Below are 17,903 nucleotides of genomic sequence, written 5' to 3' on the forward strand. Positions count from 1 at the left end.
GGCGGCCGGCCCTGGCCGCCGAACGGGTTGTGCCCCGCCTGCCCCTGTCGCTCAGTCCACGATGAACAGCTTGGCGCCAGTGGGCGCCGAAGAACGGTGCGCTTCCGCCTGGTCGGCCACCTGGTAGCTCATGCCCGGGCGCAGCACCACGTGGCGGCCATCGTCCAGTTCGGTGTGCAACTCCCCCTCCAGGCACAGCAGGATATGGCCCTTGCTGCACCAGTGGTCGGCCAGGTAGCCCGGCGTGTACTCCACCATGCGCACCCGCAGCGCCCCAAACTGGCGGGTGCGCCACCAGGCCGTGCCCTGTTCGCCCGGATGGGCCGTGGGTTCCACCTGCGACCAGTCGGTGGTGCCAAAGGGGATGTCGTTCATCTGCATGGGAAAGTGCTCCTGGGAAAATGCACAGCCATTCTCTATGCAGGCTGCTGCAGTGGGCCGCAGGGCTTGTGCATGCGCCCCATGTCCGCCGGCGATGGTGCAGACACTGCGGCTCCAGGCCTAGGCATAGACATGGTCGAAGAATTGCCGCTCCAGCTGCACGGCACGCTGGAAATAGCCAGCGGCCTCGGCACGGGCCGCGTCGCTCAGCGCCGGACCGACCCGGTCCAGCTCGCTGCGCAGCCAGGCCACGAAGCCGCGGAAGAAGTCATTGGCGTGCAAGGTGATCCACTCCGCATGCTCGAAGCGCACGGGCAGCGGCAGCTGCTGCTTGGCGGGCTGGTCTGCCCAGTCCAGGTACAGGCCTTCGGCCACGGCCAGCACGGCGATGCAGTTGGCGTAGTTCAGGCTCTGCGCGGCTTCGTGCATCAGTTGCTGGAAGGCCTGGGTCTGGGGCGTGAGCGACGGCGCCAGACGCTCGGGCTCGGGCACACCCAACGCGTCGAAGCTGCGCAGGAAATAGGTGTTCTCGTCGCTGGTGATCATGGCCGCAAACTGCGACAGCGTGACACGCGGCGCAAACCGGTCGGCACTGGCAATGGCAGCGCCCAGCAAGGCCACAAAGCGGTTGATGAACTGGTAGTCCTGCACCAGGTAGCGGCGCAGCACGGCATCGTCCAGCGTGCCAGCAAAGATTTCGTCGACAAAACGGTGCTGTACGCAGGCGTTCCAGTCGCTGATGCTGGACTGGCGCAGTTGTTCGGCAAAGCCGGAAGAAATGGTGCTCATGCTCTCGATAGGGATGCTGACCTGGGTGCGCTGCAACAGCGGCACGCCAGGCGGTGGAGGGTCGTATCGTCAGTGCGCGGTTCAGTGCGTCAATGTGTCAGTGCGGCCTTGCCGCTGCCACGCTGGGGCACTTCGCCACTGGCAAAGTCATAGTCCCCGGACCACACGGCATCGCCCCAGTTCCAGTTGGCGCTGGCCTGCTCCAGGCTCAGCACATGCACGCCGGCCAGGTCCTGCACGCGCTCCTGCAGCCAGGCGATCTGGTCGCTGCGCACAAACACCAGGGTGTTGATGCTCCATTCGGCATCGGTCACGCCCAGGCCCTGCAGCTGCTCCAGCAGCGGGGCGTACCACTTGGCCACGCGTTCATTGAGCTTGTTGACCAGCCCCAGCGGGAATCCGGAGGCCGAGACCTCCACCACATACAGCTGGCGCTTGGTGGGACGCAGCGCCACAAAGGCCGGGCTTTGCCAGCCGGCGGCCACATCGTAGTGGTGGGCCACAAAGGTTTCGCCGTTGGCCGTGAGCAGTTGCATCACGGCTTCTTCATGTCGGTCCATGGCTTGTGTTTCTTGCAAATTCAGCAGCCCCGCACCTTAGCGCGTTTTGGCCGCCCTGCCCGCTGCGCACGGTGTAAAAGCCTGCATCAGCCCGGCGCCGCGGCGCACCGGGCGGACGCTCAGCAGTACTCGCCCAGGCAGATGCCGATATCCCGGGCCATGCGCAGCAGGCCATGGTCCAGTGGCACCTTGCGCTGGGTATTGGCGACCTCGGAAATCGCCACGCTGCCGATAGCTCCATGCTCCAGCGTGACCATGCGGCCGAACTGGCCCTGCAGCACCAGTTGGGCGGCGTGGTGGCCGAACTGGGTGGCCAGCACCCGGTCGAACGGGGTGGGATCGCCACCGCGCTGCACATGGCCCAGCACCGTGGTGCGCACCTCGCTCTGGAGATGCGGCTGCAGGCGTTCGCGCAGCACATGGCCCACGCCGCCCAGGCGCACCGGATCGGGACTGTGGGCAATGTGTTCGCGCACCGTCAGGCTGTGGCCGCTTTCCTTGGCGCCTTCGCCGATGCAGATGATGGTGTAGCGCTGGCGTTGCTCGCGCTCCTGGCAGACATGGATGATGCTCTGCAGGTCGTAGTCGATCTCGGGCAGCAGGATGACGTCGGCCGCGCCGGCAATGCCGGACTCCAGCGCCAGCCAGCCGGCATGGCGCCCCATGGTCTCCACAATCATCACGCGGTGGTGGCTGTTGGCAGTGCTTTCGATGCGGCGCAGGCTTTCGGTCACCGTGGCCACGGCCGTGTCAAAGCCGAAGCTGCGCTCGCAGCGGGCAATGTCGTTGTCGATGGTCTTGGGCACTCCCACGCACTGCAGGCCCACGCGCGACAGACCGTGGGCCAGGCTCATGGTTCCGTCGCCGCCGATGGCCACCACCACGTCCAGGCCCAGCGTCTGGACGTTGCGCCCCACCTGCGCCAGCGTGGCTTCGTCGCGCAGCGGGTTGGCGCTGTTGCTGGTGCCCAGAATGGTACCGCCGATGTGCAGAATGCCCGAGACCTCATCCCAGCTCAGGGGCTTGACGCGCGGCACCTCGCCCATCAGACCTTCAAAGCCGTCGGCAATGCCCAGCACCTCGCACTGGCCATGGTTGATCAGGGACTTGGTGACCGCGCGGATCACTGCATTCAGGCCCGGGCAATCGCCCCCACCGGTCAACACACCAACGCGCATGAAAAGACTCCTTGTTCTGTACCGCACCGGGCGGCGTCATAACCACGCAGCGGTGCAAAACGGAATCATCCCACGCCGGCAGGCGCTTGCGGCATAAAAAAACCCAGCCGGACGCTCTGTCCGGCTGGGTTCGATGGGAGGCATGTCCGGCCCGTGAAGGGCCGGGGTGCGCGCCTTGCGGCTTACTGGGCGCGTTCGGGAGCCGCCGCAGCCTGGGTGTGCTTGCGCACCTTGCTGACGTCGCTCGCGCTGACGTTGGAAGCCTTGTTGCCCCAGCCGTTGCGGATGAAGCTGGCCAGCTGGGCCACTTCTTCGTCGGTCAGGCGATCGGCATAGCCTTGCATGGCCAGGTGCATGGGGCGGCGGCTGGTCGAAGGCACCGACGTACCGTTCAGGATCACCGACACGAACGGGTTGGCGTCCTTGCCCAGCACCATGGCATTGCCTTGCAGCTCGGGGAAGATCTCGGGCGCACCCTTGCCGCTCACAAAGTGGCAGGCTGCGCAGTTGTCGAGATACAGACGGGCGCCCACCGGCATGTCCGGCGATGCAGACGTCAGCAGCGTGGCCGTGGCCTTGCCGGCTTCGTCAGCAGGCAGTGCGGGCATGCTGCGGGGACCGGCAGCGGCCACCTTGGCAGGCACGGCTTCCACCGGCTGGCCGTCCATGCTCTTCAGGAACACCGCCATGGCGTTCAGGTCGGCATCGGTCATGTACTGCATCGAGTGCTCGACCACCAGCGCCATCTCGCCATTGGCCACCGCGTGTGCATTGCGGCCCGTTGCCAGGTAGGCGGCGATCTCTTCGGCCGTCCACTTCTGCACGCGAGCATCCTTGCCGCGCAGTGCAGGTGCCGTCCACTCGTCCACCATGCCGCCGGTCAGGAAGCTGGCATCGCTCAGGCGGGTACCGTCCTGGGCCATGAAGGTCGTGCGCGGGCTGTGGCAGGCGGCGCAGTGGCCTGCACCTTCGACCAGGTACTGGCCGCGGATCTGCTGCTCGTCACCGGCCATGGGCTTGAACTTGGCTTCACCCGACAGGGCCAGCCAGTTCCAGGCACGCAGGCCAAAGCGCATGTTGAACGGAAAGGTCAGGCTGGTGGCCTGCACTTCGTTCTTCACGGGCTTCACTTCGGTCTGGATGTAGTCGTACAGGGCGCGCAGATCGCTTTCCGTCATGAAACGGTAGTTCTCGTACGGCATGGCCGGGTACAGCTGCTGACCGTGGCCACCCACGCCATCGACCATGGCGGCGCGGAACTGGTCCAGTGTCCAGTTACCGATACCGGTTTCCTTGTCGGGCGTGATGTTGGACGACCAGATGGTGCCCAGCGGGCTTTCGATGCCACGGCCACCGGCCATGGACTCGCCGCCATTGGCGGTGTGGCAGGCCATGCAGTCGCCTGCACGCATGACATATTCACCACGGCCGGGCTCGGCCTTCCAGTCGGCGGCCAGGGTTTCGTTGGCCGGGGTGGGCTTGAACGGCGCGTAGGCCAGGGCCAGCGCAGCGACGATACCCAGGACGATCAGTGCAATCAGGATGCTGAGGATTTTTTTCATGGATGACACTCCTCAGACCAACGGACGCGGGTTCTTCAGGTACATGGTACGGATGGCATGCAGCGTCCAGTAAGCCAGACCGCCGACCATGCCGGTGGGGTTGTACTGGGTGTTCTGCACAAAGTTGCCGGCACCGAAGACGAACACGTTGTGCTTGTCCCAGGTCTGGCAGTAGCGGTTGACCACCCCTTCGGTGGGCTTCTCGGACATCACGTGGCCGCCGGTGTTGTGCGTGGTCTGGTAGGGACGCACGTCGAACTTGGCACCGATGTTCTTGAACCCCGACTGCATCAGATCCGGCTTCAGGGCGTTGCCCACCTCCTCGGCCTTGACCTTCTGGTACTGGGTCATCTTGATGTCGTTTTCCTGCCAGTTGAAGGTCATGCGCATCAACGGACGGCCATGCGGATCCTTGTAGGTCGGGTCCAGGTCCAGGTGGTTGTTGCGGTAGGACATGTGCGAACCGTGCGTGCCGATCGACATGGAGTGGCCGTACCACTCGCCAATGCCCTTCTTCCAGCCCGCACCCCAACCCGGCGTGCCCTTGGGCAGCGGCATGGAGCGGATCGGCTGGCCATTCATGGTGCCGACACGCCAGTAGGCGCCGCCGATGAAACCCAGCTTGCCGAAGTCGTTCTGGTTGATGCCGTAGTCATCGATGCACATGCCGTTGGAGCCGTGACCGATGAAGGGGTTGAAGCTTTCGTCCTTGAAGAACAGGGTCACGCCACCATTCATCTGGTAGGCGTAGTTCTTGCCCGTCACACCGGTATTGGTCTTGGGGTCGTAGGGCTTGCCGATGCCGGACACCAGCAGCAGGTGCACGTTGTTCAGCTGGTAGGACGACAGGATCACCAGGTCCGCAGGCTGGAACACTTCTTCCTGCTTGACCGCGTCGAAGTATGTCACGCCGGTGGCGGTCTTGCCGTCGGCCGAGCTTTCCACGCGCAGCACTTCAGAGTGGGTGCGGTATTCGAAGTTGGGCTTGCGCTTGAGGGCGTCCAGCACGGCCGTCTGGGGCGACGACTTGGAGTATTGGTAGCAGCCGAAACGCTCGCAGAAGCCGCAGAAATTGCAAGGCGCCATCTGCATGCCATACGGGTTCACATAGGACGTGGACGCGATGCCGGCCGGTGCCGGGAACGGGTGCAGGCCCATGCTCTTGGCGCAGGCTTCGAACTTGCTGGAATCGTAGGTCGATGGCAGCGCAGGCATGGGGTAGTCCTTGGAGCGCCAGCCTTCGAACGGGTTGCCGCCGGCCTGGATCTGGCCCTTGATGTTGCCTGCCTTGCCGGAGACACCAGCCACTTCGTCAAACTGGGTGAAGAAAGGCTCCAGCTCGTCATAGCTGACGGGGTAGTCCATCAGGTTCATGCCTTCCGGAATGATGGACTCGCCCCAGCGCTCCTTCACATAGGTGCGCAGCTTGATTTCTTCCGCCTGCGGACGCCACAGCAGACCGTTCCAGTGCGTGCCGGCACCGCCCACGCCGTTGGCGGGCAGGAAGGAGCCCATCGAGCGGTAGGGCAAGGCGACTTCGTTGTCGTCGCGGCGCACCGTCACCGTCTGCTGACGGGGGTGCTGCATGTTTTTCAGGCGCACACCGTAGGTGAGTTCATCGATCTGGTTGGGGTACTTGAACTCGGGCACCGTGTTCTGGTCGCCGCCGCGCTCCAGCGCCACGATCTCCAGCCCTTCGGCGGCCAGTTCCATCCCGGCGATGGAGCCGGTCCAGCCCAGGCCAACGATGACCACGTCTTTTTTCTTTTCAATGCGTGCCATGGTTTAAGCCCTTTCGCCCTTGATGGATACCGGTCCCAGTGGGTACTTCTTGTTGTGCTGGTCGACCCATTCCGCGTAGCTGGCACGCGCACCGGGGAAACCGATGTACTTCCAGGCCTGCATGCCATGGTTGCCGCCGTGCACGGGGTCGGCGAAGTAGCCTTCCTTGGTGTTGGCCAGCAGGGTGGCGAAGAAAAAGCTCAGCTCGGGAGCCAGCTTGATCTCCCCCTTTTGCAGGGCGGTCAGGGCTTCGTTCTGCTGCTCGACCGTCAGGCTCTTGAATTCCTTGCCAAAGCGTTCCTGGCACGCTGCGTTGAAGGCAGGGATGGCCTGGCGGTACAGCTGCGCCGGCGTCAGCGGCGATTGCCAGCCGCGATCGGGCGTGGCGGCCGGGTCGTGCGGGCCTTCCATGTACCAGATGTCGGCATTGCCGTAGTAGTCCTTCAGCTGGCGGTCGATGAACACCGGCACATGGGCTTCGATGGCACCTGGGCCGTCCCCTTCCGAGGGGATCAGGCGTGCGGTGGCAGCCAGCACAAAAGCCCACTCCTCTGCGTTGAAGTACACGGGCTGGTACTTGTCCAGCGGTACGGGGGCTTCCTTGGAGTTGGCATGGAACGTCATGGCGACGCCCGTCAGTGCCACACCGGCACCGGATGCCATCAGGAAAGATCGGCGGCTGGGTGGGGAAAAGTTAGACATTTTTCTATTCCTACATCGTGTCAACACCGCGCCACACGCCAGTGTGTGGGAAGTGTTTCGTTGCATCGAACGTGGTTTTTTGGCAATGCAGAAGTTAGATCTACATCACAAAAAATGCACTTTCGAAGGTGCGCGCGCACACATAACTCCCGCTTCTTTGAGCGAGATCATGTTGTTTTAATGCTCCGATACTAGTAGCGCTGGCAAGCATTTGTTTCAGAGGCCACGCACAACTGCAAACCACCAGTGGTTTTTTATTGGAGAAAAATACTGGGGTTTTCCATTAGATATAAGACCCAAGACTTGTGCTTACGTTTTCTCCCTCGGTCACGAGGTCGATCATGACCCCGCACACGCCTGCAAACACGCCTGCCGCCCCTGGGTGGCATGGCAGCTGGCGGTCCCGTTCTACCGGGACGATGGCGGCATCCAAGGCATAAAAAAATCCGCTGCAAACCAGGGTTTGCAGCGGATCGGCGGATACAGGGCCCCTGTCGGGCCGGGTGTTCAGGGCAGCTGGTCCAGCGCCTGCAGATAGGCGGGCTGGCGCATCAAATCGTCCCAGGCCTGGGGCTCGGTGTCCGGCAGCAGCGACACGCGGCGCGATTCGGAATCCACATCCGGCACCCAGCGGCCATCGCGCAGCGCCGCATCCATGCCGTCGAGCAACTGGTCCACGTGCTCGCCAAAGCCCAGGCTCTGATTGCACAGCAGCACCATGTCGCAGCCCGCCTGCAGCGCGGACAGCGCAGCTTCGGTGTAGCTGATCAGCGGGCCACTGCTGCCGTGCAGGCGCCGGGCACCCTCCATGCTCAGGTCGTCGCTGAAGATCGCGCCGTCATAGCGCAGGCGGCTGCGCAGAATGTCCTTGAGCCATTTTTCGCTGAAACCCGCCGGACGCTTGTCCACCTTGGGGTAGATCACGTGGGCGGGCATCACGGCCGTCAGCACGCTGGAAAGCCACGGGTACGGCGCAGCATCTTCGTCCAGAATGGCTTTCAGGCTGCGCGGGTCCACGGGGATATCGACATGCGAATCCGCCTTCACAAAGCCGTGGCCCGGAAAGTGTTTGCCGCAGTTGCCCATGCCGGCCTGCAGCAGGCCGTGCATCAGGCTCCTGGCCAGGGCCGCCACCACACGCGGGTCCCGGTGGAAGCTGCGGTCCCCGATGACCGAGCTTTCGCCATAGTCCAGGTCCAGCACCGGGGTGAAGCTGAAATCCACACCACAGGCGCGCAATTCGCTGCCCAGCACATAGCCGGCCGCGGTGGCGGCATTCAGGGCCCGCATGGCGCCGCTGCCTTCGCGGTGCTTGCTGCCCTTGCCGTCATCCATCCACATTGCACCCAGGGCGCGCATGGGAGGGATGTGGGTGAAACCATCGGTGCGAAAGCGCTGCACGCGGCCGCCTTCGTGGTCCACACAGATCAGCAGGTCCGGCTGCACGGCCTTGATGTCGGCACACAGCTGCACCAGGGCCGCCCGGTCTTCCCAGTTGCGCTTGAACAGAATGATGCCGCCCACCAGCGGGTGGGCCAGGCGTGCGCGGTCCGCGTCGGAGAGCGAGGTGCCGGCGATGTCGATGATCAAAGGAGCGTGCAAGCGCATGGAGATACCTTGGAAACGGGTGAAGGTGTCAGAGACTTCGGTGCAGATCGCGGCCCGCGCTGCTGTTGCGCACGGGCGGCCATCCATTCAGGGCTTTTTTTCGACCACACAGTAGCTGGTGGCGTATTCCGATTCATCGGACATGGAGATGTGGGCCTGCAGGCCCCGGGCCTCGCACCAGGCCTTGAGCGCGCCATGCAGCACCACCGTGGGCTGGCCGCTGGGCAGGTTGGCAATCTCGCAGCTGCGCCAGGTCATGGGCATGACCATGCCCAGGCCGATGGCCTTGCTGAACGCCTCCTTGGCCGAAAAACGCGTGGCCACGTAACGCACGCCGCGGTCCGGCCAGCGCTCGCTGCGCTTTTTCCAGGTCGCGATTTCGGCGTCGCTCAGCACCTTGCGGGCAAAGCGCTCGCCGTGCCGCTCCAGGCTGGCGCGGATGCGGCGGATGTCACAGATATCGGTACCAATGCCGTAGATCATCAAAGAACCCTCCGCACAGTCAATGCCTCGCCACCGAGGCCGCCACACAGACCGCCAGCGCGGCGGCGTGGCCCCTCGTCTTCACGCCCGGTCCGCCATGCCGGCATCGATGGCACGCTGGTAACCACGCACAGTCTCGGCATAGCCCAGCTCCAGCGCATCGGCGATCAGTGCATGGCCGATCGACACCTCCGCCACCCCCGGCACCTGGGCCACAAAGGCCGGCAGGTTGTCACGGTTCAGATCGTGCCCGGCGTTGATGCCCAGGCCCACATCCAGCGCAGCCTGGGCGGCGGCCGCGTAGATGCGCAGCTGCTCGGCATGCTGGGGCGTTCCCCAGGAGGCGGCATAGGGTTCGGTGTACAGCTCCACGCGGTCCGCGCCCACGGCCTGGGCTGCGGCCATCTGCTCGGGCACCGGGTCCATGAACAGGCTCACGCGCACCCCCAGGGCTTTGCATTCGGCAATCAGCGGACGCAGGCGCTCGGCATCCTGCGGAAAGGTCCAGCCATGGTCGCTGGTGAACTGCTCCTCGCTGTCCGGCACGAAGGTGGCCTGATGCGGGCGCACCTGCCGGATGAAGTCCATCAGGTTCTGCGTGGGATTGCCTTCGATATTGAACTCCGCCCGCGGCCAGGCCTGCATTAGCTCGGCCAGTTCGTACACATCCGTGCCGCGAATATGCCGCTCGTCCGGCCGCGGGTGGATGGTGATGCCCTGGGCACCGGCCTCGAGGCACAGCTGTGCCGCACGCGTGACGCTGGGAATGCCGAGGTGGCGCGTGTTGCGCACCAGCGCGACCTTGTTGACGTTGACGGACAGCGCGGTGCGCACGGCACCGGACGAAACGGGAGAAGCGGTCATAGCGATTGAAGATCCAACATCAGCTGGCGGGTGCGCAGCGGGGGGGTTGCCGCAATGGTATTGCAACAGCGCCCGCAGCTGCGGCTTGAGCGGCGCGGCCACGGCTTCGCAGCAGCGTGCCAGGGCGGTCATCGGGTCTTTTTGTTGCAGCGCGGTATTCAGCGCCAGCCACTGCGCTCCGTGGAGGCTGCCACGCGGGCTGGTGGTGGCTTGCAGGCCGGATTCGGCGGCCAGGGCATAGCGGGCCTCGGGTTGCAGCGGCTGCAGAGTCAGGGTTTCGCTGTCCAGCGCAGGCAGCAGACCCAGCTCACGCAGCAGCAGCAGCTCGAACGCGCGCAGTGCGGGCTCCACGGCAGCCTCCCCCTCCCCGGCCTGGCGGCGCGGCGCCGAGGCTGCGGCCAGCAGGCGCACGACTGCGGCATAGGCGTCGAACAGCAGCGCGTACGGGTCTTCGCGGGCCAGCAGACGCAGCAGCAGCTCGTTCAGGTACATGCCGGTCATCAGTCCGTCGCCCATGGGCAGCACATGGCCGCCGGCCCATTCCGCCCCTTTGAGCACATGGATGTCGGCTGCTCCGTCGCCCGACAGCGTCCAGTTCAGCCGCAGCGGCTGCAGCGCCAGCAGCACCGGCCGGAAATTGGAGGTGTGGCGTTTGACCCCCTTGGCCACCAGCGCCACCCGCCCACGGTGGCGGGTGAAGCATTCCAGGATCAGACTGGATTCGCTCCAGTCGTACTGGTGCAGGATGAAGGCAGGTTCTTCGCTAACCCTTTTGGTGGCCATGGTGCGGTGAAAACAAAAGGCCCCGAAGGGCCTTGGAATGAAAGGCTGTCACAGAGCCTCACAGTGTCGCAGAGCGCGCTGTGCAGCGGCCGATGCCGGGCGCAAGCCCTTGGCACGGCGCAACGAAGGCCTCTTGCGGCACCTGGCGCTCACTCGTAACCGAAGGATTTGACGCGGGCCTCGTCGTCAGCCCAGCCGGACTTCACCTTGACCCAGACTTCCAGGAACACCTTGGCGTCGAACTGCTTTTCCAGTTCCTGGCGCGCTTCGGTGCTGATGCGCTTGAGGCGTTCGCCCCCCTGGCCGATCACCATGGCCTTGTGGCCATCGCGCTCCACCACGATGGTGGCGGCCACGCGCATGAAGCGCTTGTGGGTCTTGCTGGGCTCTTCCTCGAACTTGTCGATGACCACCGTCGAGGTATAGGGCAGCTCGTCGCCGGTGAAGCGAAACAGCTTTTCACGCACGGTTTCGGCAGCCAGGAACTTCTCGCTGCGGTCGGTCAGCTCGTTCTGGCTGTAGAACCAGGGCTGCTGCGGCAGGTACTTGGCGCAGATGCCGTACATGCGCTCGATGTCCTTCTTGTTCTTGGCCGACATGGGCACGAACTCTGCGAAGGGGTGGCGCTCCTGCATGCTTTGCAGCCAGGGAGCGATTTCGTGGCGGCGGCCCACGGCATCCAGCTTGTTGGCGATCAGCAGCGTGGGGATGCCGGGCTTGAACAGGCTCAGCACCTTGGCGTCGGCCAGGGTGAAGCTGCCGGCCTCGACCACGAACAGAATCAGGTCCACGTCACCGATGGCCCCCATCACCGTCTTGTTCAGCGATTTGTTCAGTGCGGTCGAGTGCTTGGTCTGGAAACCCGGGGTGTCCACAAAGACGAACTGGGTGTCGTCCTTGGTGTGGATGCCTGTGATGCGGTGGCGCGTGGTCTGTGCCTTGCGCGAGGTGATGGAGATCTTCTGCCCCACCAGCGCGTTCATCAGCGTGGACTTGCCCACGTTGGGCTTGCCGACGATGGCGATCAGGCCACAGCGCTGCTCTTCCACCGGCACTTCGCGCACGGGCTCAGCGGCGCTTTCCTCTTCGCTGCGGATGGGCGTGGCGGCCGCTCCGGGCTTGGCCCCGGACAGCATGGCACTGATGTAGTCCAGGCTGGGATCGTTGATGTCGATCTGGCTCTTGGCGCGATCGGGGCTGGTTTTGCCTGCTGTTTTTTTCTTGGCAGCGTCGGTCATGGATGTTTCGCTTTCAGTTGATCGAGCAAGGCAGCGGCTGCTGCCTGCTCCGCAGCACGGCGCGAAGCGCCTGTGCCGTTGGCATGGAGGTGGAGTTCTGCGATTTCGCAGGCCACCTCGAAGGTTTGCAAATGCGCGGCCCCGGTGATCTCTGCCACTTTGTACTGCGGCAGCTTCATGCGACGGCCCTGCAGCCATTCCTGCAGTGCGGTCTTGGGGTCTTTTTGCACCGCACGCATGTGCGGGTTGATGTCCACCCCCTCATAGAGGTGGTGCACCAGACGTTCGGCCGTGCGGTAGTCGGCGTCCAGATAGACGGCGCCGATCAGCGCTTCCACGGCATCGGCCAGGATGGAGGGGCGCTGCTTGCCGCCCGACTTGGCTTCGCCTTCGCCCAGGCGCAGCAGGCCGGACAGCTCCAGCTTGAGTGCGATCTGGTGCAGCGTGCCTTCCTTGACGAGGTTGGCACGCACGCGGGAGAGATCGCCTTCGGGCAGCGACTGCAGCCTTTGGTACAGCAGTGTGGAGACGGCCAGGCTGAGCACGGAGTCCCCCAGGAACTCCAGGCGTTCGTTGTTGTCCGCCGAGAAGCTGCGGTGCGTCAGCGCACGTTGCAGCAAGGCGGGTTCAGAAAAATTATGTTGCAGACGCTGCTGCAAAGCTAAAAGGCCGGGTAGCACCTAGGAATCTGGTCGTTAAATCGGTGAACAAGGCAGGCGGCGCCTGCCAGCGAAATCTATCGGGAATACAGGCCGTCGGCCAGTGCTTTTTCATGCACCGGGCGGCTGCCACGCGGCACGCTTGCGCGGCGTCATGCCATCGGCGGCGGGGCGGGGTGAAGCCGGGACCCATGCCGTCCGGCACGGGCTATCCCGGGGGTGTCGTCTTGCACAGGGTCTGGTATGTCCAGAAAGACAGAGGACCGATTGTCCGCCAATCGCGAAAGCCGCGACGGCGGTGCCTCCTAAACACCCGCGCTCTGAAGGAAAGCCCGCGTTGGCGGGCGCGGGCTGTGGTGCGCCGGGGGCGGCATGGCGCCCTCCCCCGGTGCCGGCGATCAGTTGAAGGAACCGATGCGCTTGAGGTTGCCGAAATTCATCCAGACAAAGAAGGCCTTGCCGACGATGTTCGCATCCGGCACAAAACCCCAGTAGCGCGAGTCCAGCGAGTTGTCGCGGTTGTCACCCATCACGAAGTAGTGGCCTTCGGGCACTTTGCAGGTCACGCCTTCGACGCTGTAGGTGCAGTTTTCCCGGTACGCGTAGTTGCTGGCGCCCTGGACAAAAGCCGGCACGCCCTGGGTATTGAGCAGGCGGTGCGGCAACAGGCCCAGGGTTTCCTCGTACTGGTTGAAGTAGCGCATGGCGTCTTCATCGAAGAAATCGGGCAGGTCCTTGGTAGGCACTGGCTGGCCATTGATCGTCAGGCGCTTGTTCAGGTAGGCCACGGTGTCACCAGGCACGCCCACCACGCGCTTGATGTAGTCCAGCGAGGGCTGGGGCGGGTAGCGGAACACCATCACATCGCCGCGTTCCGGCGTCTTGCCATCGATGACCTTGGTGTTGAGCACCGGCAGGCGCACACCGTAGGTGAACTTGTTCACCAGGATCAGGTCCCCCACCAGCAGCGTGGGAATCATCGAACCGGAAGGGATCTTGAACGGCTCAAACAGGAAGGAGCGCAGGATGAACACCACGGCGATCACCGGGAACAGACCGGCCGTCCAATCCAGCCACCAGGGCTGGACCAGGGCTTTTTGCTGGCCTTCGGTGGTGTCCAGATCGACCTTGGCAATGCCCATGCGGTCCAGCTCGGCACGGCGTGCCGTGGCGGCATCGGCCAGGGCCTGAGCCGCCTGCTTGCGGCGCGGCCAGAAATACAGGCGCTCCGCCAGCCAGTAGGCACCGGTCACCACGGTGGCCAGGAACATCAGCAGGGCGAAATTGCCTTCGATCGCGCCCGTGTACCAGGCGCCCACATAGCCTACGAAAGCCGCCAGGACGGCGGCTGTGATCCATTGCATGGCTTGCATCAATCCTCCACTTGCAGGATGGCCAGGAAAGCCTCCTGCGGCACTTCCACCGAGCCGATCTGCTTCATGCGCTTCTTACCGGCCTTCTGCTTTTCGAGCAGCTTGCGCTTGCGGGTGATGTCACCGCCGTAGCACTTGGCCAGCACGTTCTTGCGCATGGCCTTGACGGTTTCACGGGCGATGATGTTGGCGCCGATCGCCGCCTGGATCGCCACGTCGAACATCTGGCGGCTGATGATTTCACGCATCTTGGCCACCACGGCACGACCGCGGAAAGTGGCCTGCGAGCGGTGCACGATGATGGACAGCGCATCGACCTTTTCGCCATTGAGCAGGATGTCGACCTTCACCACGTCCGAGGCGCGGTACTCCAGGAACTCGTAGTCCATGGAGGCATAGCCGCGCGAGACCGATTTGAGCTTGTCGAAGAAGTCCAGCACGATTTCGCCCAGCGGCATTTCATAGGTCAGCATGACCTGACGGCCGTGGTAGGCCATGTTCTTCTGCACGCCGCGCTTCTGGTTGGCCAGCGTCATCACCGGGCCGACATAGTCTTGCGGCATGTACAGGTGCACGGTCACGATGGGCTCGCGGATTTCTTCCATGCGGCCCTGATCGGGCATCTTGGAGGGGTTTTCCACCTGGATGACTTCGCCATCGGCCTTGACCACTTCGTACACCACGCTGGGCGCGGTGGTGATCAGGTCCTGATCGAACTCGCGCTCCAGGCGTTCCTGCACGATTTCCATGTGCAGCAGGCCCAGGAAGCCGCAGCGGAAGCCAAAGCCCAGCGCTTGCGAAACTTCGGGTTCGTACTGCAGTGCCGCATCGTTGAGCTGCAGCTTTTCCAGCGCATCGCGCAGCTGGTCGTATTCGCTGGCTTCGGTCGGGTACAGACCCGCAAACACCTGGGGCTTGACTTCCTTGAAGCCGGGCAGCGCCTTCTCGGCAGGGCCCAGATTGTTCGGCAGCTTCTTTTCCAGCGTGACGGTATCGCCCACCTTGGCGGCCTTCAACTCCTTGATGCCGGCAATGATGTAACCCACTTCGCCGGCCTTGAGTGCATCGCGCGGCTGGTTGGCAGGGGTGAACACGCCGATGTTGTTGGCTTCATAGGCTGCGCCTGTGGCCATCATCTTGAAGCGCTCGCCCTTCTTGAGCTGGCCATCGACCACGCGCACCAGCATCACGACGCCCACATAGGGGTCGAACCAGCTGTCCACGATCATGGCGCGCAGCGGTGCATCCGGGTCGCCCTTGGGCGCCGGCACCTTGGCCACAATGGCTTCCAGAATCTCGTCGATGCCCATGCCGGTCTTGGCCGAGCAGGGAATCGCATCGGTCGCGTCGATGCCGATCACGTCCTCGATCTCGGCCTTGGCGTTGTCCGGATCCGCATTGGGCAGATCCATCTTGTTGAGCACGGCAAACACCTCGACCCCCAGGTCGAGTGCGGTGTAGCAGTTGGCCACGGTCTGGGCTTCCACGCCCTGCGACGCATCCACCACCAGCAGACCGCCTTCGCAGGCCGACAGCGAACGCGAGACTTCGTACGAGAAGTCCACGTGGCCGGGCGTGTCGATCAGGTTGAGGTTGTAGACCTTGCCATCCTTGGCCTTGTACTGCAGTGCAGCCGTCTGCGCCTTGATGGTGATGCCACGTTCTTTCTCGATGTCCATCGAGTCCAGCACCTGGGCTTCCATATCGCGCTCGGCCAAGCCGCCACAACGCTGGATCAAGCGGTCGGCCAGCGTGGATTTGCCATGGTCGATGTGCGCAATGATGGAGAAATTACGGATGTGATTCATCAACGAAAAGCGTCTTGGTAACTTAAATGAATGTGGCGCGCACAAGGCAAGAAAAAAGGGCGCGTCGACTCTGACGCGCCCTGAACCAACAATCTTGGGCAACTGCGATGGTTGGGCTGCTGATTGTAGGCAAAAGCCCTCTGCAAAAGCACCGTTTTTGCTGTCTGGCGGCTCAGCGCCAGCGATGCAGCAAAACTAACCACAGCTTATCCACAATTGCGGTTCAGCGGAAATTCGCTGCCGGCAATGCCCGTCAGCTCCTAGCACCGCAGCAAGCACCCGCTCGCGACGGCACCTGTGCGCCGGACTAGGGATTCTACCCAAGCGACCACCTTGCGCTCACGGGCATTCCCAGTCCCCTTAGGGCGGCATGGCAGCCGCCCCCCAGGCACCCACCTCAGCGGGCCGGTCGCACCAGCACGTACTGGGCCCACTCACCGCGGCGCACCAGCATGTTGACGGGCTTGTTCTTGTCGGCCTTGCTCAGCGCCGCCTCGAAGCCCTTGGCGTCGGCCACCTCGGTATTGGCGACGGACAGCACCACATCACCTTCACGCAGACCGGCGCGGGCCGCGGCATCGGCCACGCTGACAATGCGCACGCCGCCCTTGACGTTGAGCTCCTTCTTCTGCGCGGCCGTCAGATCGGCCACCACCAGGCCCAGCGACTTGGCGCTGGCCGTCGCGGCGCTGCTGCTTTCGGCCTTCTTGCGTGCGGCCACGGCCTCGTCGGGCTCCACCTCGGCAATCGTGATGGACAAGTCCTTGCTGCTGCCCCGGCGGAACACGGTGACCGTGCCCTTAACGCCCGGCTTGGTGTTGCCCACCAGGCGCGGCAGGTCGGAGACCTTGTCGATGTCCGTGCCGTTGTACTTGATGATCACGTCCCCGGCCTCCACGCCGGCCTTGGCGGCGGGCGAACCGGCTTCCACCGCCGAGACCAGGGCGCCACGCGGCTTGCCCAGGCCAATGGATTCCGCCACCTCCTTGGTCACCGAGCCGATCTGCACACCGATGCGGCCGCGCGTGACCTTGCCGGTGGAGCGCAGCTGATCGCTCACGCGCACGGCTTCGTCAATCGGAATCGCAAAGCTGATGCCCATGAAGCCGCCGGAGCGCGAATAGATCTGGCTGTTGATGCCCACCACCTCGCCGCGCAGGTTCAGCAGCGGCCCGCCGGAATTGCCGGGGTTGATGGCCACGTCCGTCTGGATGAACGGCAGGTAGTCACCGGTATCGCGCTGCTTGGCCGACACAATGCCGGCCGTCACCGAGTTTTCCAGGCCGAAGGGCGAGCCAATGGCCATCACCCACTCGCCCACCTTCAGGCGGCTCACGTCGCCGATCTTCACGGCGGGCAGGCCCTTGGCGTCGATCTTGACCACGGCCACATCGGTGCGCTTGTCGCTGCCCACGATCTTGGCCTTGAACTCGCGCTTGTCGGTCAGCGTGACGATGACTTCGTCCGCATCTTCGACCACGTGGGCATTGGTCATCACATAGCCGTCGCCGGTCAGGATGAAGCCCGAGCCCACGCCGCTGGGTTGGGATTCGCCATCCCCGTCGCTGCCGCCCGGGCCGGGGCGCTGTGGCTGCTTGGGAATATTGGGCACCGGCAGGCCGAAACGGCGGAAGAACTCCAGCATGTCCTCGTCCATGCCCAGTGCCGATCCGCCGCCATTGCCGCGGGCGGCCACTTTTTCGGTGGTGCGGATGTTGACCACCGAGGGGCCGACATGGTCGACCAGCGCGGTGAAATCCGGCAGACCGCTGACCAGCGGCGCAGCCGCGGGGGCTGCGGCTGCCGACGCTGCGGGCGCCGACGTGGCCGGACTGGGGGCTGCGGCCTGTGCCTGGGCCAGTGGCAGATTCCAAACGGCACCACCGGCTGCGGCGGCCGCGATCAAGGCCGCCACACTCAAGGCTTGCAGGGTTTTGCGTTGCAATGCGGGCATCTTCATCCTTTCCAAGGCGCTCTATCTCGCTATCAGACTGCCTGTTTGGAAAGGCATCCGTGCGATTGGTTCCCCAGCATCATGCACCGAAGCGCCGTGGACGCTGTGGGCCGCATGCACAAAAAAATGAGCGCCTTGGGCGCTCATTTCATGTTCTGTATCGGATTTTCAGTTTGAAA

The 17,903-nt window shown here is 64.0% G+C and carries 15 protein-coding genes and 1 pseudogene; all 16 read right to left on the minus strand.

Going from position 1 to position 17,903, the window contains the following annotated elements; translation table 11 throughout:
* Window positions 1-51: 51 nt before the first annotated feature.
* Entirely contained in the window at window positions 52-381 is a 330-nt protein-coding gene (locus tag CT3_RS17185) for a DHCW motif cupin fold protein (RefSeq protein WP_066537081.1), read from the minus strand.
* Between the two features lie 120 nt (window positions 382-501).
* Window positions 502-1,170 carry a TenA family protein gene (locus CT3_RS17190; protein ID WP_066537444.1) on the minus strand — a complete coding sequence of 223 codons (669 nt, stop codon included), beginning with the start codon at window positions 1,168-1,170 and terminating at the stop codon, window positions 502-504.
* Window positions 1,171-1,259: 89 nt separating this feature from the next.
* Window positions 1,260-1,730 (minus strand): hypothetical protein, encoded by a 471-nt coding sequence (locus CT3_RS17195; RefSeq protein WP_066537082.1) that lies wholly within the window; start codon window positions 1,728-1,730, stop codon window positions 1,260-1,262.
* Between the two features lie 119 nt (window positions 1,731-1,849).
* Complete coding sequence (locus CT3_RS17200; protein WP_066537084.1) at window positions 1,850-2,908, minus strand: 6-phosphofructokinase; 1,059 nt, start codon at window positions 2,906-2,908, stop codon at window positions 1,850-1,852.
* A 182-nt stretch (window positions 2,909-3,090) separates the two neighbouring features.
* Window positions 3,091-4,470: a c-type cytochrome gene (locus tag CT3_RS17205; protein WP_066537086.1), complete on the minus strand. Its 1,380-nt coding sequence runs from the start codon at window positions 4,468-4,470 to the stop codon at window positions 3,091-3,093.
* 12 nt (window positions 4,471-4,482) lie between these two features.
* Complete coding sequence (locus CT3_RS17210; RefSeq protein ID WP_066537088.1) at window positions 4,483-6,252, minus strand: GMC family oxidoreductase; 1,770 nt, start codon at window positions 6,250-6,252, stop codon at window positions 4,483-4,485.
* Between the two features lie 3 nt (window positions 6,253-6,255).
* Window positions 6,256-6,954, minus strand: a complete 699-nt coding sequence (locus tag CT3_RS17215) for a gluconate 2-dehydrogenase subunit 3 family protein (protein ID WP_066537090.1) — start codon at window positions 6,952-6,954, stop codon at window positions 6,256-6,258.
* Window positions 6,955-7,461: 507 nt separating this feature from the next.
* Window positions 7,462-8,562, minus strand: a complete 1,101-nt coding sequence (nagZ, locus tag CT3_RS17220; RefSeq protein WP_066537100.1) for a beta-N-acetylhexosaminidase — start codon at window positions 8,560-8,562, stop codon at window positions 7,462-7,464.
* An 87-nt stretch (window positions 8,563-8,649) separates the two neighbouring features.
* On the minus strand, window positions 8,650-9,045 hold the full coding sequence (gene acpS / locus CT3_RS17225) for a holo-ACP synthase (protein WP_066537103.1): 396 nt from the start codon (window positions 9,043-9,045) through the stop codon (window positions 8,650-8,652).
* 81 nt (window positions 9,046-9,126) lie between these two features.
* Window positions 9,127-9,909, minus strand: coding sequence for a pyridoxine 5'-phosphate synthase (locus CT3_RS17230; RefSeq protein ID WP_066537447.1), 783 nt, complete (start codon window positions 9,907-9,909; stop codon window positions 9,127-9,129).
* Window positions 9,906-10,692, minus strand: a pseudogene (recO, locus tag CT3_RS17235) (DNA repair protein RecO). The gene CT3_RS17230 and the pseudogene recO overlap by 4 nt, the downstream one beginning before the upstream one ends.
* Window positions 10,693-10,841: 149 nt before the next feature.
* The gene (gene era, locus CT3_RS17240) at window positions 10,842-11,930 is read right to left on the minus strand and encodes a GTPase Era (protein WP_225608717.1); all 1,089 of its coding nucleotides are present in this window, start codon (window positions 11,928-11,930) and stop codon (window positions 10,842-10,844) included.
* The gene (rnc, locus tag CT3_RS17245; protein ID WP_066537113.1) at window positions 11,927-12,610 is read right to left on the minus strand and encodes a ribonuclease III; all 684 of its coding nucleotides are present in this window, start codon (window positions 12,608-12,610) and stop codon (window positions 11,927-11,929) included. The genes era and rnc overlap by 4 nt, the downstream gene beginning before the upstream one ends.
* Before the next feature lie 377 nt (window positions 12,611-12,987).
* Window positions 12,988-13,962, minus strand: coding sequence for a signal peptidase I (gene lepB, locus CT3_RS17250; RefSeq protein WP_066537116.1), 975 nt, complete (start codon window positions 13,960-13,962; stop codon window positions 12,988-12,990).
* A complete protein-coding gene (gene lepA, locus CT3_RS17255) occupies window positions 13,962-15,770 on the minus strand; it encodes a translation elongation factor 4 (protein ID WP_066537125.1) in 1,809 nt (602 codons plus the stop codon). Before lepA ends, lepB begins: the two co-directional genes overlap by 1 nt.
* 397 nt (window positions 15,771-16,167) lie before the next feature.
* Window positions 16,168-17,724, minus strand: a complete 1,557-nt coding sequence (locus CT3_RS17260) for a DegQ family serine endoprotease (RefSeq protein ID WP_225608715.1) — start codon at window positions 17,722-17,724, stop codon at window positions 16,168-16,170.
* Window positions 17,725-17,903 lie beyond the last annotated feature (179 nt).

This window comes from Comamonas terrigena NBRC 13299 (genome assembly GCF_006740045.1).
Classification (GTDB): Bacteria; Pseudomonadota; Gammaproteobacteria; order Burkholderiales; family Burkholderiaceae_C; genus Comamonas; species Comamonas terrigena.

What these genes read in the sequence shown, in the direction of transcription:
- CT3_RS17185 (WP_066537081.1), bottom strand. Translation starts at nt 381, where the DNA reads ATGCAGATGAACGACATCCCCTTTGGCACCACCGACTGGTCGCAGGTG.
- CT3_RS17190 (WP_066537444.1), bottom strand. Translation starts at nt 1,170, where the DNA reads ATGAGCACCATTTCTTCCGGCTTTGCCGAACAACTGCGCCAGTCCAGC.
- CT3_RS17195 (WP_066537082.1), bottom strand. Translation starts at nt 1,730, where the DNA reads ATGGACCGACATGAAGAAGCCGTGATGCAACTGCTCACGGCCAACGGC.
- CT3_RS17200 (WP_066537084.1), bottom strand. Translation starts at nt 2,908, where the DNA reads ATGCGCGTTGGTGTGTTGACCGGTGGGGGCGATTGCCCGGGCCTGAAT.
- CT3_RS17205 (WP_066537086.1), bottom strand. Translation starts at nt 4,470, where the DNA reads ATGAAAAAAATCCTCAGCATCCTGATTGCACTGATCGTCCTGGGTATC.
- CT3_RS17210 (WP_066537088.1), bottom strand. Translation starts at nt 6,252, where the DNA reads ATGGCACGCATTGAAAAGAAAAAAGACGTGGTCATCGTTGGCCTGGGC.
- CT3_RS17215 (WP_066537090.1), bottom strand. Translation starts at nt 6,954, where the DNA reads ATGTCTAACTTTTCCCCACCCAGCCGCCGATCTTTCCTGATGGCATCC.
- nagZ (WP_066537100.1), bottom strand. Translation starts at nt 8,562, where the DNA reads ATGCGCTTGCACGCTCCTTTGATCATCGACATCGCCGGCACCTCGCTC.
- acpS (WP_066537103.1), bottom strand. Translation starts at nt 9,045, where the DNA reads ATGATCTACGGCATTGGTACCGATATCTGTGACATCCGCCGCATCCGC.
- CT3_RS17230 (WP_066537447.1), bottom strand. Translation starts at nt 9,909, where the DNA reads ATGACCGCTTCTCCCGTTTCGTCCGGTGCCGTGCGCACCGCGCTGTCC.
- era (WP_225608717.1), bottom strand. Translation starts at nt 11,930, where the DNA reads ATGACCGACGCTGCCAAGAAAAAAACAGCAGGCAAAACCAGCCCCGAT.
- lepB (WP_066537116.1), bottom strand. Translation starts at nt 13,962, where the DNA reads ATGCAAGCCATGCAATGGATCACAGCCGCCGTCCTGGCGGCTTTCGTA.
- lepA (WP_066537125.1), bottom strand. Translation starts at nt 15,770, where the DNA reads ATGAATCACATCCGTAATTTCTCCATCATTGCGCACATCGACCATGGC.
- CT3_RS17260 (WP_225608715.1), bottom strand. Translation starts at nt 17,724, where the DNA reads ATGCCCGCATTGCAACGCAAAACCCTGCAAGCCTTGAGTGTGGCGGCC.